Origin of the sequence: Micromonospora sp. NPDC126480 (assembly GCF_040302465.1) — a bacterium.
GTDB lineage: Bacteria > Actinomycetota > Actinomycetes > Mycobacteriales > Micromonosporaceae > Micromonospora.
In genome coordinates this window covers 73678-93983 of the sequence record NZ_JBEORU010000016.1, presented here as the reverse complement: position 1 = coordinate 93983, position 20306 = coordinate 73678, and the positions used below count along the sequence as shown (strand labels likewise).

Annotated in this window: 22 protein-coding genes; 1 reads left to right on the top strand and 21 read right to left on the bottom strand. The window is 74.9% G+C overall.

All coding sequences use genetic code 11. The features are described 5' to 3' along the window. Positions 1–5: 5 nt before the first annotated feature. From ABTW87_RS17015 to ABTW87_RS16965, 11 genes are all read right to left on the bottom strand, one after another. Positions 6–971 carry an alpha-ketoacid dehydrogenase subunit beta gene (locus tag ABTW87_RS17015; protein ID WP_350651764.1) on the bottom strand — a complete coding sequence of 322 codons (966 nt, stop codon included), beginning with the start codon at positions 969–971 and terminating at the stop codon, positions 6–8. Continuing rightward, entirely contained in the window at positions 972–1943 is a 972-nt protein-coding gene (locus ABTW87_RS17010; protein ID WP_350651763.1) for a thiamine pyrophosphate-dependent dehydrogenase E1 component subunit alpha, read from the bottom strand. It abuts the gene before it with no gap. Continuing rightward, positions 1940–2731: a DUF3050 domain-containing protein gene (locus ABTW87_RS17005; protein WP_350651762.1), complete on the bottom strand. Its 792-nt coding sequence runs from the start codon at positions 2729–2731 to the stop codon at positions 1940–1942. The genes ABTW87_RS17010 and ABTW87_RS17005 overlap by 4 nt, the downstream gene beginning before the upstream one ends. A gap of 6 nt (positions 2732–2737) precedes the next feature. Beyond that, positions 2738–3667: a phytanoyl-CoA dioxygenase family protein gene (locus ABTW87_RS17000; protein WP_350651761.1), complete on the bottom strand. Its 930-nt coding sequence runs from the start codon at positions 3665–3667 to the stop codon at positions 2738–2740. Then, positions 3664–4776, bottom strand: a complete 1113-nt coding sequence (gene hppD, locus ABTW87_RS16995) for a 4-hydroxyphenylpyruvate dioxygenase (protein ID WP_350651760.1) — start codon at positions 4774–4776, stop codon at positions 3664–3666. The genes ABTW87_RS17000 and hppD overlap by 4 nt, the downstream gene beginning before the upstream one ends. 67 nt (positions 4777–4843) lie before the next feature. Then, positions 4844–6082: a beta-ketoacyl-[acyl-carrier-protein] synthase family protein gene (locus tag ABTW87_RS16990; protein WP_350651759.1), complete on the bottom strand. Its 1239-nt coding sequence runs from the start codon at positions 6080–6082 to the stop codon at positions 4844–4846. Beyond that, entirely contained in the window at positions 6079–7695 is a 1617-nt protein-coding gene (locus ABTW87_RS16985) for a class I adenylate-forming enzyme family protein (protein WP_350651758.1), read from the bottom strand. Before ABTW87_RS16985 ends, ABTW87_RS16990 begins: the two co-directional genes overlap by 4 nt. Continuing rightward, positions 7692–8216: a beta-ketoacyl synthase chain length factor gene (locus ABTW87_RS16980; protein WP_350651757.1), complete on the bottom strand. Its 525-nt coding sequence runs from the start codon at positions 8214–8216 to the stop codon at positions 7692–7694. Before ABTW87_RS16980 ends, ABTW87_RS16985 begins: the two co-directional genes overlap by 4 nt. Then, complete coding sequence (locus ABTW87_RS16975) at positions 8213–9292, bottom strand: beta-ketoacyl-[acyl-carrier-protein] synthase family protein (RefSeq protein WP_350651756.1); 1080 nt, start codon at positions 9290–9292, stop codon at positions 8213–8215. Before ABTW87_RS16975 ends, ABTW87_RS16980 begins: the two co-directional genes overlap by 4 nt. Continuing rightward, positions 9285–9530 (bottom strand): acyl carrier protein, encoded by a 246-nt coding sequence (locus ABTW87_RS16970; RefSeq protein WP_350651755.1) that lies wholly within the window; start codon positions 9528–9530, stop codon positions 9285–9287. Before ABTW87_RS16970 ends, ABTW87_RS16975 begins: the two co-directional genes overlap by 8 nt. Then, complete coding sequence (locus ABTW87_RS16965; RefSeq protein WP_350651754.1) at positions 9530–9796, bottom strand: acyl carrier protein; 267 nt, start codon at positions 9794–9796, stop codon at positions 9530–9532. The genes ABTW87_RS16970 and ABTW87_RS16965 overlap by 1 nt, the downstream gene beginning before the upstream one ends. A 15-nt stretch (positions 9797–9811) precedes the next feature. On the opposite strand from ABTW87_RS16965, the gene ABTW87_RS16960 reads away from it, so the two are divergent. Further along, a complete protein-coding gene (locus ABTW87_RS16960; protein ID WP_350651753.1) occupies positions 9812–10531 on the top strand; it encodes a 4'-phosphopantetheinyl transferase family protein in 720 nt (239 codons plus the stop codon). On the opposite strand, the gene ABTW87_RS16955 is transcribed toward ABTW87_RS16960, so the two are convergent. From ABTW87_RS16955 to ABTW87_RS16910, 10 genes are all read right to left on the bottom strand, one after another. Next, on the bottom strand, positions 10459–11859 hold the full coding sequence (locus tag ABTW87_RS16955; RefSeq protein WP_350651752.1) for a class I adenylate-forming enzyme family protein: 1401 nt from the start codon (positions 11857–11859) through the stop codon (positions 10459–10461). The genes ABTW87_RS16960 and ABTW87_RS16955 overlap by 73 nt on opposite strands. Before the next feature lie 433 nt (positions 11860–12292). Next, positions 12293–12625, bottom strand: coding sequence for an antibiotic biosynthesis monooxygenase family protein (locus tag ABTW87_RS16950; protein ID WP_350651751.1), 333 nt, complete (start codon positions 12623–12625; stop codon positions 12293–12295). Continuing rightward, on the bottom strand, positions 12622–13869 hold the full coding sequence (locus tag ABTW87_RS16945) for a beta-ketoacyl synthase N-terminal-like domain-containing protein (protein ID WP_350651750.1): 1248 nt from the start codon (positions 13867–13869) through the stop codon (positions 12622–12624). The genes ABTW87_RS16950 and ABTW87_RS16945 overlap by 4 nt, the downstream gene beginning before the upstream one ends. Then, complete coding sequence (locus ABTW87_RS16940) at positions 13866–15137, bottom strand: beta-ketoacyl-[acyl-carrier-protein] synthase family protein (protein WP_350651749.1); 1272 nt, start codon at positions 15135–15137, stop codon at positions 13866–13868. Before ABTW87_RS16940 ends, ABTW87_RS16945 begins: the two co-directional genes overlap by 4 nt. Then, positions 15134–15538: a cupin domain-containing protein gene (locus tag ABTW87_RS16935; RefSeq protein ID WP_350651748.1), complete on the bottom strand. Its 405-nt coding sequence runs from the start codon at positions 15536–15538 to the stop codon at positions 15134–15136. The genes ABTW87_RS16940 and ABTW87_RS16935 overlap by 4 nt, the downstream gene beginning before the upstream one ends. Beyond that, positions 15531–16238 (bottom strand): SRPBCC family protein, encoded by a 708-nt coding sequence (locus ABTW87_RS16930; protein ID WP_350651747.1) that lies wholly within the window; start codon positions 16236–16238, stop codon positions 15531–15533. Before ABTW87_RS16930 ends, ABTW87_RS16935 begins: the two co-directional genes overlap by 8 nt. Further along, positions 16235–17611, bottom strand: coding sequence for an acetyl-CoA carboxylase biotin carboxylase subunit (locus tag ABTW87_RS16925; RefSeq protein ID WP_350651746.1), 1377 nt, complete (start codon positions 17609–17611; stop codon positions 16235–16237). Before ABTW87_RS16925 ends, ABTW87_RS16930 begins: the two co-directional genes overlap by 4 nt. Before the next feature lie 11 nt (positions 17612–17622). After that, positions 17623–18198, bottom strand: a complete 576-nt coding sequence (accB, locus tag ABTW87_RS16920) for an acetyl-CoA carboxylase biotin carboxyl carrier protein (RefSeq protein WP_350651797.1) — start codon at positions 18196–18198, stop codon at positions 17623–17625. An 80-nt stretch (positions 18199–18278) separates the two neighbouring features. Continuing rightward, on the bottom strand, positions 18279–19973 hold the full coding sequence (locus ABTW87_RS16915; protein ID WP_350651745.1) for an acetyl-CoA carboxylase carboxyltransferase subunit alpha: 1695 nt from the start codon (positions 19971–19973) through the stop codon (positions 18279–18281). Next, positions 19970–20302, bottom strand: a complete 333-nt coding sequence (locus tag ABTW87_RS16910) for a TcmI family type II polyketide cyclase (protein WP_350651744.1) — start codon at positions 20300–20302, stop codon at positions 19970–19972. Before ABTW87_RS16910 ends, ABTW87_RS16915 begins: the two co-directional genes overlap by 4 nt. Between the last annotated feature and the right edge of the window lie 4 nt (positions 20303–20306).

Genomic DNA, 20306 nt, shown 5'->3' with positions numbered 1-20306 from the left:
TCTGCTCACCCGTCCTTCATGACGTGTTGGATCGCGGACCGCAGCTGCTCGCGGCCCGGCTGCACGGCCCGGTCGAGGGCCGGCGCGAACGGCAGCACCGCGCCGTCCGGGCGGGTGACCCGGCGCGGCGGCGCGTGCAGCCGCACCCGCTCCACCACGCTGGCGACGACCTCCCCGCCGATGCCGCAGGAGCGGTTGGAGTCGTCGACGACCACGAGCCGGCCGGTGCGGGACACCGACGCGAGCAGCCCGTCCCAGTCGAACGGGTACAGGGTGCGCGGGTCGAACACCTCCACCGACACCTGGTCGGCGAGTTCGTCGGCGACGGCGAGCGCGTCGTGCACCAGGTGCCCGACGGCCACGACCGTCACGTCGTCGCCGGCCCGCTGCACCCGGCCACGGCCGAGCGGCACCGGCGCCAGGTCGTCCACGTCGGCGCGCACCTCCATCGCCCCGGCCGGGGCGAACACCACCACCGGGTCGTCGCAGCGGATCGCCGACACCAGCAGCCCGTACGCGTCGGCCGGGGTGGCCGGCACCACAGTGGTCACGCCGACGTGCGCGAAGAGGCTGTACGGGTGGTCGGAGTGCTGCCCCGCCCACCCGGTACGGGAGCCGGAGCCGGGCACCAGGTAGGTGACCGGCACGGCGCACTGCCCGCCGGTCATCAACGGGAACTTGTGCGCGTGGTTGACGATCTGCTCGAAGACCAGGAACAGCAGCGACGGGATCTGGAACTCGACCACCGGGCGCGCCCCGGCGAGCGCGGCGCCGGTGGCGAAGCTGGTGAACGCCTGCTCCGACAGCGGGGTGTCGCGGACCCGCTCCGGACCGAAGCGCTTGAGCAGGCCGGCGGTGACGGCCGACGCGGCGACCCGGATGTCCTCGCCGAGCAGGAACACCTCCTCGTCGCGGGCCAACTCGTCGGCGAGCGCCCGGTTGAGCGCCTTGCGGTACGACAGCCTCGGCATCTACCCACCTCCGGCGCGGGCGGTGAGCCCGCTGGCGTACAGGTGCTCCAGCGCGCCGGCCGGGTCCGGCTCCGGGGCGGCCAGCGCGAAGGCCACCGCGGCGTCGAGCACGGCCTCCACGTCGGCGTCCACCTCGGCCCGCACGGCGGCCGGCAGCCGGGCCCCGGCGATCTCCACCGGGTCCCGGGACCGGCCCTCGGCGACCTCCTCCGGCGGGCGGTAGTCGAGGCGTACCGCGTGCTCGAAGGTGTGGTGGGCGTCGAAGCGGTAGGTCCGGGCCTCGAGGAACTCGGGTCCGCCGCCGGCACGCATGCGGTCCACGGCGGCGGCGGTGGCGGCCCGGACCGCCGCCGGGTCCTGGCCGTCCACCTCGGACGCCCGGATGCCGAACGCCTCGGCCCGGCCGGGGATGCTGCCGGCGACCGCGCCGGCCACCGGCATGGTGGTGGCGTAGCCGTTGTTCTCGCAGACGAACAGCACCGGTACGCGCCACAGCGCGGCCAGGTTGAACGCCTCCAGCAGCATCCCCTCGTTCACCGCGCCGTCGCCGAGGAAGCTGACCCCGACCAGGTCCGCACCGCGGCGACGGCGGGCCCACACGGCGCCGGTCACGATCGCCCCGCCGGCACCGACGATGGCGTTGGCGCCGAGCACGCCGACGGAGAAGTCGGCGGCGTGCATCGAGCCGCCCCGCCCCCGGTTGAGTCCGGTGACCCGGCCGCACAGCTCGGCCATCATCCGGGCCGGGTCGGCGCCCTTGGCGAGCACGTGCCCGTGCCCGCGGTGGGTACCGGCAACCACGTCGCCGGGGCGCAGCGCCGCGCACACCCCGGCGGCTATGCCCTCCTGGCCCAGGTAGGGGTGGATGCCCCCGACGACGTGGCCGGAGCGGACGAGCTCGATCGCCCGCTCCTCGAACCGGCGGATCAGCCGTACGGTCCGGTAGAGCCGGACCGGGTCGGCGTCGGTCACCCGCGCCCCTTGATGGCGGCGAGAATGTCGTCCCACAGCTTCGCCCGGGCGGCCAGGGCGGTGTTGACGGTGTCGGCGCACTCCTGCCACCTGGTGTCGTCGTCGCCGCACAGGTCGGCGAGCATCTGCATCGCCATCGGGGTGTGCTGCTCGCCGTCGACCTCGATGTGCCGCTCCAGGTAGTCGACGAACTTGTTCAGCCGCTGGCTGCGCTCGTTGACGGCGACGACCTGGGTGAACATCTCCGGGATCAGGTCCTCCCGGCCGAACGCGAACGCGGCGGCCTGGCAGTGCACCGGGGTGGTCTCGATGATCCGCCAGGTGGTGCCGGCGAACGCCGCCGAGGGGCCGGGCACGCCCGCCTCGACGAGCGCCTCGGCGACCGGGCGACCGGCGCGCAGCCGGTCGACCAGCGCGTCGACGGCAGCGGTGTCCGCGCCGGCCTCCCGCATGCCCTGCACGTACAGCTCGAAGTGGCTGATGTAGCCGTCACCCAGCTCGTCGCTCTCCTCGACCATGACGATGTCGTTGATGAGCCGGCGGCTGCCGGTCGGGCCGGTGGGGATCCACGGCACGGTGACGCAGGTGAGCTGCCGCTGCAGCGACTTCAGCAGGGACATGAAGTCCCAGACCGCGAAGACGTGGTGCTCCATGAAGGTGACAAGCGCCTCGTGGGTGTCGAGGTTGGCGTAGAGCGGATGCTGGACCACCACGTCCCGGCGGGCGGTCACCGCCTTCTCCAGCCGCTCGATCCCCGGGTGCGTCTTTCCCCAGTCGTACCGTGACATTCTCTCTCAGCCTCCCTGCTGGGCGCGGTGGCGCCAGATGACCGGGCAGTACTCGGGATCCGCGTAGTCCGGCCGCCCGTCGTGGGTGCGGCGGACCAGCACGTCGTGGTTGTACGCGGCGAGGGTGCCGTCGGAGAGCGGGTACGCCCGCCAGGCGTTGTCGCCGTCCTGCAGGTGCAGCGAGATCGCCTGCCGGGGGCGACCGCTGACGTTCGCGCCGCTGCCGTGATAGATGCGGCAGTGGTGGAAGCTCATGTGTCCCTTGGGGATCACCATCGGGATCTTGCGGATCTCGGCGCCGTTGTGTGCCGCGTTCTCCGCCAGCATGTCCTCCAGCTGGTCCCGGTCGCGCTCGGCGAAGTGCCGCACCACCGTGTCGTCGGCGCCGATCTCGCGCCACCGGTGCGAGCCGTCGACCATGGTGATGGTGCCCATCTCCACGCCGCAGTCGTGGAACGGGATGAACGCGGTGAGCATGTTCTCCGACGAGGAGGACGCCCAGTAGTGCTTGTCGAAGTGCCAGGGCACGATGTTCGACGGCTCGCCGTCGATCGGCGGCTTGTAGATCAGCGTCGACTGGAAGACGCGGATCTCGGCGGCCCGGGCCAGCCGGGCGGCGACCGCCCCGATCAGCGGCTTGCGCAGGATCGCGCCGAGCCCGTCGTGCTCGTGGTGGACGTAGTCGTTGTGCCGCTGCACCGGCCCCTTCGACGGCTCCCAGTAGGCGAGCTTCGGCGGTCGCACCGGCAGGCGGCGGTGCCGCTCACCGGCGTAGTACCGGTCGGCGGCCGCATCGAGGGCGTCCACCTCCTCGTCGGTGAGCAGCTTCTTCGACAGGTACCAGCCGTGCTCGGCGTAGAACGCCACGTCCTCGTCGGACGGGAGCAGGGCCTCCTCCTCGGCGGTCAGCGTCGGGTCGAACTCGGTGGTCGTCATGCCGTCACTCCCTGGGCTGTGGCGGCCGCGACGGCGGGGGTCGCCCCCGCCGCGGCCAGTTCCCGTTCCTTGGCTTCGTAGAGGGCCTTGATGTTTCCGCTGCCGAAGGTCCGCGCCCCGCGCCGCTCGATCAGCTCGAGGAAGAGCGTTCGGCGCACGTGCATGGACTCGGTGAAGATCTGCAGCAGCTGACCGCCGTGGTCCCGGTCGACAAGCACGCCCAGTTCGCGAAGCCGCTCCACCGAGCCGTCCACCGGGCCGACCCGCGCCTCGAGGGCGTCGTAGTAGGCGGCCGGGGTGCCGGCGAACCGCACCCCGCGGCGGCGCAGCGCCTCCACCGCGCCGACGATGTCGTCGGTGCGCAGCCCGAGGTGCTGCACACCGCCACCCGAGTGCTGGTCGAGGAACGCGTCGATCTGCCCGGCCCGCCGGCTGGTGTCCGGCTCCAGCAGCACCAACGTCACCCGCCCGGACGGGCTCTGCACCACCGTGGAGTTCATCGCCTGGCCGGCCACCTCCACGTACTCGTGGAAGATGTCGGCGAAGCCGAACACCTCCCGGTACTGCCGGACCGTCTCGGCGAGCTGCCCGGCCGGCACGCACACCGCCAGGTGGTCGATCTCGGCGAGCAGCTTCCCGCCGGTGTCGTCCTCCGGCGGCAGCGTCTCGATGCGGCCCGGCAGGAACTCCTGCCGGTCGCCCCGGCGCTGCACGAGCCGGTGCCGCACGTCGGCGAAGCCGTCGACCTCGGCGACGACGACCTCGGCGTCCGCGCCGGTGACGGTGGTCGGCGGCGTCACGCCGGTCGCCCCCCGGGCCACCAGCTCGGCGTACGCCCCGGCGGCGTCGCCGACCTCCAGCGCGACCACGGCGATGCCGTCGCCGTGCCGTTGCACGTAGCGGGACGCCGGGTGCTCGGCGGTCAGCCCGGAGGTGAGCACCAGCCGGATGTCGCCGTGCCGCAGCAGCAGCGACCGCTGCCCGTCCAGCCCGGTCTCCGGGCCGCCCTGGCCGCACAGGTGGAAGCCCACCGCCCGGCCGAAGTAGAAGGCGGCCTGCCGGGCGTCCCCCACGTAGAGTTCGATGTGGTCGATCCCACGGATGTCCATGTTCCAGCCCTTCCGCACAGTTCCCCCCGTGACTGTCTGCGGGCGTGCGCCCGCGGATCGGGTTCGGTCAGCTCCTCGGCCGGGCGGAGCGCGCGAGCAGCAGGCTCACGTTCTGTCCGCCGAAGCCGAAGGAGTTGGTGAGCGCGTACTCCGCCTCGGTCGCCCTGGGCTCCTTGCGGATGTGGTCGGCCGGGCAGGCCGGGTCGGGGTCGTCGAGGTTCCAGGTGGGCGGCAGCAGGCCCCGCCCGAGCGCGAGCGCGGTGGCCGCCGCCTCCAGGACGCCGGACGCGCCGAGCAGGTGGCCGGTGAGCGCCTTGGTGGAGCTGACCGGCACCCCGTGCTCGCCGAAGACCTCGGTGAGCGCGGTGGTCTCGGCGACGTCACCGAGCTTGGTGCCGGTGCCGTGGGCGTTGACGTAGCCGATCCGCGCCGCCGGCACCCCGCCACCGGCCAGCGCCCGCCGCATGCACTCGGCCGCGCCGGCGCCGTCCGGCCGCGGCGCCGTCGGGTGGTACGCGTCGGTGGTCACGCCGTACCCGGCGACCTCCGCGTACCCGGTCACGCCGCGCGCCGCCGCGTGCTCGGCGCTCTCCAGCACCAGCAGCGCCGCCCCCTCGGCGAGCACGAACCCGTTGCGGCGGGTGTCGAACGGCCGGCTCGCCGCCGCCGGGTCGGACCAGCCCCGGGCCAGCGCCCGGGCGTTGCCGAAGGTGTCGGCGAAGGTCGGGAACAGCGGCGCCTCGCTGGCCCCGCAGAGCACCACGTCGGCCTCGCCGGCCCGGATCAGCCGCACCCCGTCGGCGACCGCCTGCGCGCCGGAGGCGCACGCGGTGCCCACCGACGAGCTGTAGCCGCGGATGCCGTACCGGATGGCGATCCGCGCCGACGGCATGTTCGGCAGGATCCCGGTCAGCAGGTACGGGTTGACCGCGGCCCGGCCCCGCTCGGCGCGGGCCAGCACCTGCGCCTCCAGCGTCGCCATCCCGCCGACCCCGCCGACGATGACGGCCGTCCGCTCCGGTGCCACGTCCCGGCCGACCTCGATGCCCGCGTCGGCGAGCGCGTCGGCGGCGGTGAGCAGGGCCAGCACCACGATCCGGTCGAGGACCTTGGTCTCCGGCCCGGACGACACGGTGCGCGGGTCCACCTCCGGCAGCACCCCGGCGACCTCCAGGCAACCGGCTGCGGGGTGCCCGTCGGGCGGGCGCACCAGGCCCGACCGGCCGGTGCACAGGGCGTCGAAGGTCGCCGCGACGCCGCGTCCCGCCGGGGTGAACAGGCCCATCCCGGTGATGACGGCGGTCATGGGGCCGCCTCGCTCAGGTAGCGCTCCCGCAACGCGACCTTGCGGACCTTGCCGGTGACGGTCACCGGGATGTCGTCGGCGCGCACCGGAACCACCCGGCGCAGGGTCGCGCCGACGTCGGCGCCGAGGGCGGCCCGGACCCGCTCCGTGCGGTCCTCGGCCTCGTCGGCGCCGGCCGCCAGTTCCAGCAGCACGTCGGTGACGACCGCGTCGCCCTCCTTGACGATGACCACCGTGCAGTCGGTGACGTCGGGGCAGGCGGCGAGGATCCGCTCCTCCGACAGCGCGGTGTAGAACCGCCGGCCGTCGCCGGCGTCGACCGAGTCGACCGCCCGGTCCAGGTGGTAGTAGCGGCCGTCGGCGTCGGCGTACACCAGGTCGCCGGTGAGGTACCAGCCGCGCTGCCGGAACCGGTACGTGGTCGTCGAGTCGTTCCAGTAGCCGCGGAACAGCGAGGGCGAGTCGATGCCCAGCCAGCCCACCTCGCCGGTGGGCACCGGGTCGCCGTCGGCGTCGAGCACCGCGACCCTGGTGAACCGGTACGGGCGGCCGATGCACCGGCCGTAGCGGTCGGTGTCGCGGGTGTGGGTGATGTGGAACATCGAGTGGCCCATCTCGGAGGAGCCGAGCCCGTCGATGAACACCGACCCGGGCACCCGGGTGACGCCGTCGCGGGTCATCACGTCCCGCGAACCGACCGCCACCAGACGCCGGATGTGCGGCTCGTGGGACGAGTCGCCGGTGTTGAACCACAGCCGCACCGAGTCCAGGTCGTACCCGGACAGGTCGAACCGGGCCAGCTCCGCCCAGGTGACGGAGAAGCCGAAGACACCGTCGGGACGCCAGCGCTGGATCGCGTCGAGCACCCGCTCCCCGCCCTGGTCGGACAGGAGGAACATCTCCGCCCGGTTGCCGAGGGCCTGGTTGACCATGAGCACGGTGGCGGTGTGCGGGGCGGGCAGCGCGTTGAGGATCCGGGTGGTGCCCTGCGCCTGCGGCATGCTCAGCAGGTGCCGGGTCGCGGCGAAGAGGCTGGCGTGCGAGTGCAGCACGGCCTTCGGCACCCCGGTGGTTCCGGAGGTGTGGGTGATGACGACCGGATCATCAGCATGGTGCCGGTAGTGGGCGGGCGCGGCGGCCGGGTCACCCGTGCCGGCCTCGGCGGGCGTGCCGAGCACCGGAACGCCGAGGTCGTGCTCGGCAAGCAGCGCGACGTGCGCGTCGTCGGCGAGCACGCCGACGCCGCGCAGCCGCCTGATGTACTCGGCGGCGATCTCCGGGCGCAGCTTGCCGTTCATCAGGGCCGGGATGGCGCCGAGCCGGGTCAGCGCGAGGTAGCTCAGCACCATGTCGGCGGCGGCCGTGGCCCAGACCGCCACCGGGTCGCGGGGGCCGATGCCCCGTGCGTGCAGCCAGGCGGCGCGGGCGGCCACCCGCTCGTCGAGCTGCCCCAGCGTCAGTGGCGTCTCCGCCGGGTGTCCGTCCACACCGGTGTCGAAGGTCAGGCCGGGTCCGTCCGGGTCGGCGCCGTGCGCCACCACCCGGGCCAGCACGTTGCCCGCGCCGATCAGGTCGTCGGCGGCGAGCACCCCGCGCAGTCCTCTACCTTTCACGCGTCTCCTCCCCCCAGTAGCACCGCGACGGCCGAATCCGCACCGCCGTCGTCCGGTGCTCTCTCGATCAGGACCAGCAACGCCGCGTCGGCGTCACCGTCGTGCAGCAGCAGGTCGGCCTCGGCGAGCCCGGCGGCGCGCGGGTCGCCGGCCGGCGCGAGGCAGACCACCGGCCCGCCCAGCCCCCAGCGGGCGGCGACGTGCCCGGCCACGCTGTTCGGCACCGACTGGAAGAAGAACAGCGGGCCGGGTCGGCCGCCCTCGGCGACCGTGGCACGCACCCGCGCCGCGCTCGCCTCGTCGCCGGTCGGGCTGACCAGCACGACCGCGACGCGCTCCCCGTCCGGTGCCGGCGCCCGCCCGTACGCCCGGGTCAGGCAGCGGTCCGCGACGGCCGCGACCAGCGGGTTGAACGCCGAGTGGACGAACCCGGGCAGCGGCGTCGGCGGGCCGTCGCCCGGCTCCGGCCAGGCGGCCTCGGCGCGCACCACCGGGGTGGGCCGTGGCGTGCCGGCGCTCACGGGGCACCCACCAGCAGGGCCGTGTTGGCGCCGCCGAACGCGGCGTTGAGGCTGAGCGCGTGCCCGGTGGCGGCCGGGCGCGGCGCGTCCCGGATCACGTCCAGCGGGCAGTCCGGGTCCGGGCCGAGCCAGCCGGCGTTGACCGGCAGCTTGCCGTGCCGCAGCGCCAGCACCGTCACCACCAGTTCCAGCAGGCCGGACGCCTCCAGCGCGTGCCCGTGCAGGGCCTTGGTGGAGCTGACCGGGACGCGCGCCGCCGCCGGACCGAGCGCCGTCCGCAGCGCCGCCGCCTCCGCGGCGTCACTGTGGCTGGTGCCGGTGGCGTTGGCGTTGACGTACCCCACCGCCTCCGGCGCCAGCCCGGCCCGGCGCAGCGCGGCGGTGACCGCGCGGGACAGCCCGCGCCCGGCCGGATCCGGCTGGCACGGGTGGAAGGCGTCGCCGGCGCGGCCCCAGCCGAGCAGGTCCGCCACCGGGCGCCGGGCCACGTCGGCCCGCTCCAGCACCACCGCCGCGATCCCGTCGCCGAGCAGCAGGCCGGTGCGGCCGGCGCTGAACGGGCGTACCGCCGCGTCGGTGGCGAGGGCCCGGCCCGCGTCGAAGAGGGCGTACTGGTCCGGCTCGACCAGGTAGCCCGCGGCGACCACGGCCCGCTCGACGTCGCCCCGCCGGATCAGCGCCGCCGCGTCGGCGACCGCGCTGGTCGCCGAGACACAGGCGGTGGTGTACGTGCGGACGTCCGGGAACCCGGCGCCGGCGGCCAGGTCGCCCGCCAGCCGCGGGACGTGGCTGCCGCCGTGCACCGCGAGCAGCAGGGCCGACCGGGCCCGCCGGGCCGCGTCGAGCCCGGCCGCACGGCAGGCCGCCTCCACCGCCTCGGCCAGCTCGTCGGCGAGGCCGCCGACCTGCGGCAGGGTGGCCGCGGCGTCGACCCGGCGGGTGCCGGTGTCGAACCGGCGGACCGGACCGAACGCGGGTACGCCCGCGAGGACCCCGGCCAGCTGTGCCTCGGCGCCCCGGCCGAGGGCACTCGTCGCGTGGACACCGGTGAGTTGGACGCCGGGCCGCTCAACCATCGGCGGCGACGGTCAGGGAGGTCCGGAAGACCGCCAGGGCGTCGTCGACGGTACGGATTCCGGCGAGCTGGTCGTCGGTGAGGTCGAGCCGCCGGTCGTAGCGCTGCTCGACCAGGTGCACGAGCCAGGCCAGTTCCATCGAGCCGATCCGCTCGGGCACCTCGCCGGCCGGCCGGCCACTCAGTTCGGCGAGCATCGTCATCAGGTCGGCGCGCTCCAGGTCGGGCTGGCCGGCCATCAGGAGTGGTCGCTCGTCGCCCCGGCGACCCGGTCGGCGACCATCGTGGTGAACTCGCCCACGGTCATCAGGGCCAGCTTCTCCGACTCGTCGTCGGCGAACTTGAGCCCGTACCGGTCCTCCACCCGCACCGCCAGGTCGGCGAGGGCGAGGGATTCCAGGTCGACCCCGGAGGGGCCGAGGGTGGTGTCGTCGTCGATCTCCTCCACGTCGTAGTTCATGTCGGCGAGCTGCTCGATGACGAAGGCGCGGACCTCGGCTCTCATGGTTAACCTCTCTGCGTGAGCAAGTCACCGGTGCCCGGTCGGGACACCGTGTACGTGTGGGTCGGCCGGGGTGCCGGCGGTCGGCCGGTTCCGGCCGGGCGGCTGGTGCGGCGGGCTGCCGCCGCCCTGCTGCGCCGCCCTGAGGGCGATGTCGTGCCGGGGCACCGGCCCGGCGGGGTCCCGCTGGCCCGGGTCGGCCCGGCGGGCGACCCGGACCGGTCCGCCGGGCCGGTCGAGGTGCCGGTCAGCGTGAGCCGTACCGGCGGGTTGGTGGTGGTCGCCGTGCGGGCCGGCGGCCCGGTCGGCGTGGACGTGGAGCGGCTCCGGCCGGTGCCGGCGCTGGACCTGGCCCGCCGCTGGTACGACCCGGCCGAGGTGGCCTGGCTCGCCGGCCGGCCCGGCGCCGGGCTGGCACGGGACTTCCTGCGGTTGTGGACGGCGAAGGAGGCCGTCGGCAAAGCGCTCGGCGTCGGCCTGCGCGGGGGCGGTCCACGGCGGCGCATGCCGGCACCCGACGGCACGGGGAAGCTCCTGCGCCGGGTGCCCGGCGTCGCCGGGGTACGGGTCGGTCACCCCGCGCTCGGCGACGAGCTGGTCCTGGCGGTGGCGGTGGTCGGCGGCGAGGTCGAGGTGGTCGTGGTCGACGAGGCGCAGCGGGCCGGTCACGGCGTTCCCGCCGTCCGCAGCGCGTCGACCGAGCGGACCAGCTTTCCGGTGGTGGTCCGGGGCAGCTGATCCAGCAGGCGCAGGGTACGCGGTCGCTTGTAGCCGGCCAGCCGCTCGGCGAGCAGCTTGTCCAGCACCTCCTCCGACAGCGGTCCGTCCGGCTGCACGTACGCGGTGATGCCGTCGTCCCAGACCACCACTGCGGCGGCGACCCCGGGCAGCTCGGCGACGGCGCTCTCGACCTCGGTCAGGTCGACCTTCATGCCGCCGACGGAGACCTGCGAGTCGAGCCGGCCGCGCACGGTGACCAGGCCGGTGTCCGGGTCGACGGTGCCGGCGTCGCGGGTGTGCAGCCAGCCGTCGGACCAGCGGGTCGGGTCGCTCAGCCCCACGTACGGGGAGGCGGGGCAGCTCACCCACAGTTCGCCGGCGACCTCGCGGACCTCGATACCGGGGGCGGGCGCGATCGACGGCCGGTGCCGCCCGTACAGGTCGGTGCCGATGACGCCGACCTCGGTCATCCCGTACATGTTGCCCAGCGGGACGCCGAACCGGTCGGTGAAGGCGCGGGCGACGGCCGCCGGCACCAGCTCCCCGCCGGTGGTCATCCGCTTGAACTGGGGCAACGGGCGCTCCGGGCGGGTGGAGGCCACGAGGCCGATGTGGAACGGCACGCCCAGCACCGTGGCCGGCGTGTCGGCGGCGGCGATCGCGGCGAGCACCGCGTCGCCGCTCAGCCGCTCCGGTGGGACCAGCTCGACGCCGGCGTGCAGCCCGTAGAGCAGCCCGCCGACGAGTCCGAGCACGTGCACCATGGACGGGAGCAGGACGATCCGCTCGCCGGGCAGCGCCACGCCGTCGATGCGGGTGTAGCGGTGCACCTCGGCGACCAGGTCGGCGGCCGTGCGGCCGATCACCTTCGACGGGCCGGTGGAGCCGGAGCTGAGCTGGATCACCGCGTGGCTGCTGACCGCCGGCCGGTCGGCGTACGGGGTCACGCCCTCGGTGACGTCGACGAAGATCCGCAGCGCCCCGCCGCCGGCGCGCACGGGCGCCACCACCACCTGCGGGGTGAGCCGCTCCAGGGCGACGCCGACCTCGTGGTCGGTGAGGCGATGGTCGAGCAGGATCGCCTGGGCACCGCTGCGCCAGGTGGCGAGCAGGTTCACCACGTACGCCAGCGAGGGCGGCAGGCGCAGTGCGGCCGCGCCGCCGGGGCGCAGGCCGGCCGCGGCGAGCCGGGTCTGCGCCTCGGCCACCAGCCGGTGCAGCGTGCCACGGTCGACCGGCTCGGGAAGACGGAGACAAACATCGGTCGGCCGGCCGGCGAACAGAACATCGTCGACCCAGTCGGGGTCTGTCGCCTTAGGATCGTTGGTCGAGGGGTTCGCGCTCAATGCCGTTCACCGCCCAGCACAAAATTGGGCATCTCAGCCCATAAGAAGCGATCGTCGGGGTGCTGCGGCCGACCCTACGACAGCCCTCAGATCCATTGCTAGATGCAAATGGCTAGATCAGAAAAGGCGGCCGGCCGGATTGCCGACAGCCGCTTCGCGGGGCAGGATCGGGCGCGTACGTCCGCGAAGCGTAACCAACGGATGACGCCTCGTACGTACCGGCGACCCCTGCCGTCTGAACGGCCGATGGTGTTGCCCGATGGGCTTCTCGCGCCCCGGCGTGTCGCACAACGGAGGGTAGGTCCCGGTCGAGCGGTATTCCTGTCAGGCATGAATATGCCGCTCAGTCATATCGCTCGTCGGGGAGACATCGGCCGGCGGGCGGCGGGGCCGATCGGTCCTCGGGCGGGTGACCGGATGCGGCGCCGTCCAGCTACGCCGGCCGGGACGGCGGCGGCACCGGGGTCTGCGCGTGGATGTGGAACCGCAGCGAGCGGGCCTCGGTGAAGCACTCGCGCATCGGCCGGACCAGGTCGCGGTGCTCCGGGCTGCGCTCCCACGCCTCGAAGTCGGCCAGGCTCGCCCACTCGCTGGTGATCAGCCACTGCTCCGGGTCGGCCGCCGAGCGGCACACCTGGTCGACCAGGTGCCCCGGCACGCCACCGGCGACGAGGTGCCGCACCGCCTCGTACGCGGCCAGGAAGGCCGAGGTCCGCTCCCGCGGAACCCGGACCAGGAACACCACCCGTGCCCGCTGCCGCGTCACCGCACACCCCCCACCGCCGGCGCGGCGCCACGCAGGACCAGCGCGCTGTTGAAACCGTCGAAGCCGCGGGCGCAGACCAGCGCCAGCCCGTTGACCGGCCGCCGGTGCTCCCGCAGGAAGTCCAGCTCGCACCCGGGCGCCACGTCGTCCGGTCCGGCGGACGCGGGCAACGTGTCGTGCGCGAACGCGAGCAGCGCGGTCGCCACGTCCAGCGCCGATCCGCCCTGGTGGGCCCGCCCGGTCAGCGACTTGTGCGTGGTCACCGGGGGCGGCCGGTCGCCGAAGACGGCGCGCAGGGCGGCCGCCTCGCTGCGGTCGTAGCGGAGGACGCCGAGCGCGTCGGGCAGTACCACGTCGACCGCGTCGGCGCCGACGCCGGCCCGGTCCAGGGCCAGCCGCATCGCGCGGGCGTACTGCGCCGGGTCGCCGGCACCGTCCGGTCCGGTGTGGACCGCGTCATGGGTGGCACCCCAGCCGGCGACCTCGCCGTAGACGCGGGCACCCCGCGACAGGGCGTGCCCCAGCTCCTCCACCACGAACACCGCGCCGCCCTCGGCCGGCAGGTACCCGCCGGCGGCGGCGTCGAACGGCCGGTACGCCCGCTCCGGGTCGGCCACGTCGCTGAGCAGCCCGGAGGCCAGCTGGCAGGCGAGAGCGTACGGGCTCAGCGGGCACTCGGTCGCCCCGGCGATCACCACCGGGGTGCCCCGGCGGACCGCCCGGGCGGCGTGCGCCAGGCTGTCCAGCCCGCCCGCGGTCTCGGCGGCCAGCACCCCGCACGGCCCCTTGAACTGGTGCTGGATGGAGAGCTGGCCGACGCTGGCGGCGTAGAACCAGGCGATCGACTGGTACGCCCCCACGGTGCGGGTCGGCCCGCCCCACAGCCGCTGCAGTTCGCGCTGCCCGAACAGGTTCCCGCCGGACGAACTGGCCAGGGTGACCGCGTAGCCGTACGGGTCCGGGGCCCGCTCGGGCAGTCCGGCGTCGGCCAGCGCGAGCCGGGTGGCGGCGAACCCGAGATGGGTCCACCGGTCGGTCTGCACGAGCCGCCGGTTGTCGGCGTACGCGGCGGCGTCGAACCCGGGCACCTCGCCCCCGTACCGGGTCGGGTAGCCGGCCGGGTCGAACAGGGTGATCGGCCCGGTCCGGCGGGTGCCGGCGAGCACGGTGCGCCAGTGCGCGTCCACGCCTACGCCGCTCGGCGCGATTACCCCGATGCCGGTCACCACCGCCCGCCCGGTCACGGTGTCACCGCCGGCAGCCGGCGGAACACCATGGCGGACTGGAAACCGCCGAAGCCGCTGCCCACCGACAGGGCCACGTCCACCGGTAGCTCCCGCGCCTCGTTCGGCACGTAGTCCAGGTCGCACTCCGGGTCCCGGGTGGCCCAGTTCGCGGTCGGCGGCACCACGCCGAACTCGATCGCGAGGGCACAGGCGGCCATCTCGATCGAACCGATCGCGCCGAGGGAGTGCCCGACCATCGACTTGATCGAGCTGATCGGCACCCGGTACGCGGCCGCACCGAGCGCCCGCTTGAACGCCGCGGTCTCGTGCCGGTCGTTCTGCCGGGTGCCCGACCCGTGGGCGCTGATGTAGGAGACCTGGTCGGCGCGGATCGCACCCTGGTTCAGGGCGGCGGTGATGGCGAGGCCCATCTCCAGTCCGTCGGGGCGCAGGCCGGTCATGTGGTAGCCGTTGCTGCGGCTGGCGTACCCGGCGACCTCGCAGTAGACGTGCGCGCCACGCCGCCGGGCGTGCTCAGCCTCCTCCAGCACCAGCACGGCGGCCCCCTCGGCGAGGACGAAGCCGTGCCGGTCGGCGTCGAACGGGCGGGAGGCGTGCGCCGGGTCGTCGTTGTCCGGGCTGGTCGCCTGGATGGCGTCGAACGAGGCCACGGTGACCGGGGAGATCGGCGAGTCGGCGGCGCCGGCGAGCACCACGTCGGCCTCGCCGTCGGCGATGAGCTGGTGGGCGTACCCGATGGCGTCGATGCCGGACGTGCAGCCGGTGGAGACCACCTGGGCCGGACCGTGCAGCCCGTACCGGCAGGCCACGTCGGCGGCGAGGCTGCTGGGCACCAGCGCCTGGTACAGGTACGGTCCGCCCCGGGTGGCGTCGACCAGCCAGCGCCGGCCACCGTCGCTGACGGTCACGTACTCCTGTTCCAGGGCCATCGTGCCGCCGACCGCCGTGCCGAGCACGACGCCGGCGCGGTCGCGCTGCGCGTCGGTGAGGTCGAGCCCGGCATCGGCGACGGCCTCGGCGGCGCAGGCGAGCGCGAACTGCACGTACCGGTCGGCGCGGCGGCGCTCCGCGGCGGTGAGGCCGGCCGCGACCGGGTCGAAGTCGCACTCGGCGGCGATCTGCGAGCGGAACGGCGACGGGTCGAAGAACGTGATCCGCCGGGTCGCGGTGCGCCCCTCGGTGATCGCCTTCCAGAACCGGTCCCGGCTGGCGCCGCCGGGGGCGACCACCCCGACGCCGGTCACCACCGAGCGGCGCCCGTTCACGACCCGCCCCGCTGGGCGACCAGCTCGGTGTCGACGTGGCCGAGTTCGGGGCGGGGGGCGAGGGGACCCAGGTGGAACACCACCTCGGCGTCGCCGTCGCCGGTGTTGCGCAGCCGGTGCCGCACGTTGACCGGGACGAACAGCGCCTCGCCGGCCGCCAGCGGGACCGGCTCGTCGTCCAGGTCGACGGTGATCGCGCCGCACGCGACGTACAGGAACTCCTCGCTGTACGGGTGGTAGTGCTCGGCGATGCGCTCCCCCGGCCGCAGCCGGGCCACGCCCATGAACCCGGAGGTGCTGCCGACGGTGCGGGGACCGAGCAGCACCCGCAGCTCGCCGCCGCGGCGGGTGTCGGCGGCCACGTCGGCGGCGGCGACCAGCCCCTGGATCCGCTCACTCATCGCGCCCCTCCGCCAGCCGCTCGATCTTCTCCTTGATGACCGCGAGCTGCACGGCGCTGTTGGCGTTGATCCGTTCGGTCATCTGCGCGTCGTCCACCGGCGCGGTGGGCTTCATGGCGAAGTCCTGCACCCAGGTCATCCGGGTGCCGCCGGTCTCCTCGGCGTAGCGCCAGTGGATGCGCATGTACTCGAACGGGCCGGGCTCGACCCGGTGCGCCCGCACCTCGCGGGTGACCGGGTCGGCGGTGCGTTCGCTGACCCAGCTCCAGGCGATGCCGTTCTCGTCCGGGTGCATGGTCAGCCGGAACCGCACCGTGTCGCCCTCGCGGTGCAGGATCTCCGCCACCGCGTACTCGGTGAACAGTCGCGGCCAGCCGGCGACGTCGTTTGTGACGTCCCAGACCAGCTGCAGCGGCGCGGCGATGAGGACGCTGTTCTCGGTGTGCCCGGGCTGGTCGGCCCGCCGGCCGACCAGGTCGGCCACGGCGGCGATGCTGAGCTGGCCGGCCTGCTCGGGGATGCGCACCTGCCAGCGGTCGGAGACGACCGCGGACAGCTCCAGCAGGGCCAGGGAGTCCATCCCCAGCTCCTCCAGCGAGGCGGCCGGCGCCCGGGCCGCGGCCTCGGCGTCGAGCCCGCAGTGCGCCACCAGGATGTCGGTGATCTCGGCGGCCAGCGGGCGGCCGTGGGTGACGGTCATGGATTCCTCCTCAACTCCGGGGACGAAACGGCGAGCAGCTGGTCGACCAGACCGGTGCAGTAGCGGCCCTTGCGGAAGCCGGGGTCGTCGAGCACCCGGCGGATGAACGGGATGGTGGTACGCACGCCGGGTCCGGCGATGTCGAACTCGCCGAGGGCGCGCTCCAGCCGGTTGAGGGCCAGCTCCCGCTCCGGCGCCCAGACGGCCACCTTGGCCAGCAACGAGTCGTAGTGGGAGCTCACGACGTAGCCGGGGTGACCGTGGGTGTCGACCCGCGTGAACGGCCCGCCCGGCGGCACGAACCGCTCCAGCCGGCCGGGGGTCGGCGCGAAGCCGCGGTCCGGGTCCTCGACGTTGACCCGGCACTCGATGGCCACGCCGTGCGGGCGGATGTCGTCCTGCCGCCAGCGCAGCGGCACACCCGCGGCCACGTGCAGCTGTTCGTGGACGAGGTCGACACCGGTGATCATCTCGGTGACCGGATGCTCGACCTGGATCCGGCAGTTGATCTCCAGGAAGTGGAACCGCTCCTCGGCGTCGACGAGGAACTCCACGGTCCCGGCGCCGGTGAACCCGACGTCGAGCGCGCCGCGCAGGGCGCAGTCGGCGATCGCCTCCAGCGTGCCCGCCGACAGCGCCGGGGCCGGCGCCTCCTCGACGAGCTTCTGGTGCCGGCGCTGCACCGAGCAGTCCCGGGTGCCCAGGTGCACGCCGTTGCCGTGGGCGTCGCAGAGCACCTGCACCTCCACATGCCGGGCGCCGGTGAGGTACCGCTCGACGTACACCCGGTCGTCGCCGAAGGCGACCTGCGCGGCGGCGCGCGTCCGCGCGTACGCCCGGGGCAGTTCCGCCGGTGTGTGCACGACGGTCATCCCCCGGCCGCCCCCGCCGGCGGCCGCCTTGACGATGACCGGGTAGCCGACCTCGGCCGCGACCCGGGCCGCGTCGGCGGCGGTCGGCACCGGCGCGACGCTGCCCGGCGGCAGCGGCAGCCCGGCACGGCTCATCAGCGCCCGTGCCGACGACTTGTCGGCCAGCGCGGACATCACCCGCGGCGGCGGGCCGATGAAGGTCAGGCCGTTGTCGGCGCAGATCTCGGCGAAGTCGGCGTCCTCGGAGAGGAACCCGTAGCCGGGGTGCACGGCCTGCGCGCCGACCAGGCGGGCGGCCTCGACGATGGCGGCGGCGTTGAGATAGCTGCGGCGGCTGGCCGCCGGTCCGATCAGCACGGCTTGGTCGGCGAGGCGCACGGCGGTCGAGTCGAGGTCCGCGGTGGAGTAGACGACGGCGGTGCGGATGCCCAGCTCGCGGCACGCCCGCAGGACCCGCAGGGCGATCTCGCCGCGGTTGGCGATGAGCACGGTGCCGAACATCGCCCGCCTCCTCAGGCCGGATCCAGGGCGAGCAACGTCTGGTCGTACTCGACCGGCTGCCCGTCGTCGACGTGGATCTCGGCCACCCGTCCGGCCCGATCCGTGGTCACCTCGTTCATCAGCTTCATCGCCTCGACGATCCCGACGACCTGGCCGGGATGGACCCGGTCGCCGACGGCGACGAACGGCGCCGCGCCGGGCTCCGGCGCCCGGTAGAAGGTGCCGACGATCGGTGAGCGCACCGCGTGCCGCTCCGGCGCGGCGGCGGCACGCGCCGCGCCCTGCGGCGGCGGCTGCGCCGGCGACGGCGGGTCCGGCGGGCCGGCCGGCGCCGGCCGGGCGGCCGTCGGGTGCCACTCCAGCTCCAGCACCGCCTCGCCGCTGCTGAGCCGGACCCGCCGCACGGGGCCGTCGATCTCGGCGAGGAGTTCACGCGCCTGCCGGCGCAGCTCGGCGAGCGCCGCGGTGCCGCCGGCCTCGACCCCGGTGCCCGCGGGCCGGCCGGCACCGGCGGGTCCACCGCCCGGGCCGCCGTTCACCGCCGGCACCCCGGCCGGGCTCACCGCCGGCACCGCCGTCGAGTTCATTGCCGGCACCGCCGCCGGGTGCACCGCCGGCACCGCCGCCGGGTTCACCTGCGGCACACCGGCGGGAGCCGGCCCGGCGCTCACCGGGCACCCGCCCGTACGCCGAGCCGGGCCGCGCCGAAGCGGCGGAAGCGGTGCCGACGGCTCCGCACCAGCGCCGCCGTGGGCACGTCGAGCAGCGGCAGCAGGTGCGCCAGCACCGCCTCGCGCACCGCCCGCACGGTCGCCGCCGGATCGTGGTGGGCGGCCGGCACCGGCTCGGGCACCACGGCGTCCACGACGCCGAAGCGGCACAGGTCCGCGCTTGTCAGCCGCAGCGCGCGGGCCGCCTGCGGCGCCGCCGACCGGTCCGGCCAGAGGATCGCGGCGCACCCCTCGGGGCTGATCACCGAGTAGACCGCGTGCTCCAGCATCAGCACCCGGTCGGCCACCGCGAGGGCCAGGGCGCCGCCGCTGCCGCCCTCACCGGTGACGACCGCCACGACCGGGGTGGGCAGCGTCGTCAGGGTGAGGATGTTCTCCGCGATCGCCGCCGCCTGGCCCTGCTGCTCGGCACCCACCCCCGGGTCCGCGCCGGGGGTGTCGACGAGCGTGACCACCGGCAGGCCCCACCGGGCCGCCAACCGCATCAGCCGCAGCGCCTTGCGGTGCCCGGCCGGACTGGCCATGCCGAAGTTGCGGGCCATCAGTTCGGCGGTGGTGTGCCCCTTCTGGTGGCCGATCACCATCACCGGTCGGCCGGCCAGCTCGGCCAGTCCGCCGACGACCGCCGGGCAGTCGGCGCCGAGCCGGTCGCCGTGCAACTCGACGAAGCCGTCGAACGCCGACTCCAGGTAGTCCAGGGTGGTCGGCCGACCCGGGTGCCGCGCCAGCCGTACCGTCTCCCAGGCGTCCCGCTCGCCACCGGTGGGCGTGGGTGGCGCGCCGGCCGGCGGGCGGACCGGACGGGGTACGCCGGGCGCCGGACGCCGCCCGCCCGCCGCGGCCGCCAGCAGCGCCGCGAGGCGGCCGCGCAGGGCGTGCCGCGGCACCACCATGTCGACCTGGCCGTGCCGCAGCAGGAACTCGGCGGTCTGGAACCCGTCCGGCAGGTCCCGGCCGGTGACCTGGCGGATCACCCGGGGGCCGGCGAAGCCCATCCGGGCGCCGCTCTCGGCGAGCACCACGTCGGTGTTCGTCGCGAAGGACGCGGCGACCCCGCCGTAGGTGGGGTCGGTGAGGACGCTGACGCTCGGCACGCCGGCCTCGCGCAGCGCGGCGACGGCCTGGCTGACCGTCGCCATCTGCATCAACGACAGGACACCCTCCTGCATCCGCGCCCCGCCGGAGGCGGTCACCACCACCAGCGGCACCCGGTCGGCGAGTGCGCGTTCGGCGGCCCGGGTGATCAGCTCGCCGACGGCGCAGCCCAGGCTCCCGCCGAGGAACCGGAAGTCCATCACCGCGAGCACGCAGGGCCGGTTGCCGACGGCGGCGGTGCCGCAGACGACGGCCTCGGCCAGCCCGGTGCCGGTCCGCGCCGCGGTGAGCCGGTGCGGGTACGGCAGCACGTCGACGAACCCGATCGGGTCCACCTCGGGGGCGCCGTCCGGCAGGGCGGTGAACGATCCGGGGTCGACCAGCTGGGCCAACCGCGCCGGCGCGTCGAGCCGGGCGTGGGCGCCGCACTCCGGGCAGACGTCCAGGTTTCGCCGCAGCCGCTTGCGGTACAGCAGGCTGGCGCAGCCGCCGCAGCGCGACCAGAGCTGCTCGTCGCGGGGCGCCGTCGCGGTCACGGCCGGGCTCCCGGTGCGTCGAACCGGTAGAAGCAGCGGGCCATCGCGTCGCGTGGCTCCCGCCAGGTCGGCAGGTACGGCGAGACGTACGGGCGCAGCCGGGCGCTCACCCGGGCGAACTCGGGATGACGCCGGGCCTCCGCGACCGCCCCCTCCCCGGGCAGGTCCGTCTCCAGCAGGTGCACGTACAGGTCGTGCAGCCGGTACAGCGACCGGTGCCGGACCCCGGCGAGGTGCGGCAGCTCGGTCGCATCGGACTCGGCGAAGATCTCCGCGACCCGGGCCTCCGCGGTCGGGTCGACCTTCGCGACGATCAACGAACGGTCCATGGAT

Coding starts and splice junctions, on each gene's coding strand:
- ABTW87_RS17015 (WP_350651764.1), bottom strand. CDS start 971: ATGCCGAGGCTGTCGTACCGCAAGGCGCTCAACCGGGCGCTCGCCGAC.
- ABTW87_RS17005 (WP_350651762.1), bottom strand. CDS start 2,731: ATGTCACGGTACGACTGGGGAAAGACGCACCCGGGGATCGAGCGGCTG.
- ABTW87_RS17000 (WP_350651761.1), bottom strand. CDS start 3,667: ATGACGACCACCGAGTTCGACCCGACGCTGACCGCCGAGGAGGAGGCC.
- hppD (WP_350651760.1), bottom strand. CDS start 4,776: ATGGACATCCGTGGGATCGACCACATCGAACTCTACGTGGGGGACGCC.
- ABTW87_RS16990 (WP_350651759.1), bottom strand. CDS start 6,082: ATGACCGCCGTCATCACCGGGATGGGCCTGTTCACCCCGGCGGGACGC.
- ABTW87_RS16975 (WP_350651756.1), bottom strand. CDS start 9,292: ATGGTTGAGCGGCCCGGCGTCCAACTCACCGGTGTCCACGCGACGAGT.
- ABTW87_RS16970 (WP_350651755.1), bottom strand. CDS start 9,530: ATGGCCGGCCAGCCCGACCTGGAGCGCGCCGACCTGATGACGATGCTC.
- ABTW87_RS16965 (WP_350651754.1), bottom strand. CDS start 9,796: ATGAGAGCCGAGGTCCGCGCCTTCGTCATCGAGCAGCTCGCCGACATG.
- ABTW87_RS16935 (WP_350651748.1), bottom strand. CDS start 15,538: ATGAGTGAGCGGATCCAGGGGCTGGTCGCCGCCGCCGACGTGGCCGCC.
- ABTW87_RS16930 (WP_350651747.1), bottom strand. CDS start 16,238: ATGACCGTCACCCACGGCCGCCCGCTGGCCGCCGAGATCACCGACATC.
- ABTW87_RS16925 (WP_350651746.1), bottom strand. CDS start 17,611: ATGTTCGGCACCGTGCTCATCGCCAACCGCGGCGAGATCGCCCTGCGG.
- accB (WP_350651797.1), bottom strand. CDS start 18,198: ATGAACTCGACGGCGGTGCCGGCGGTGAGCCCGGCCGGGGTGCCGGCG.
- ABTW87_RS16910 (WP_350651744.1), bottom strand. CDS start 20,302: ATGGACCGTTCGTTGATCGTCGCGAAGGTCGACCCGACCGCGGAGGCC.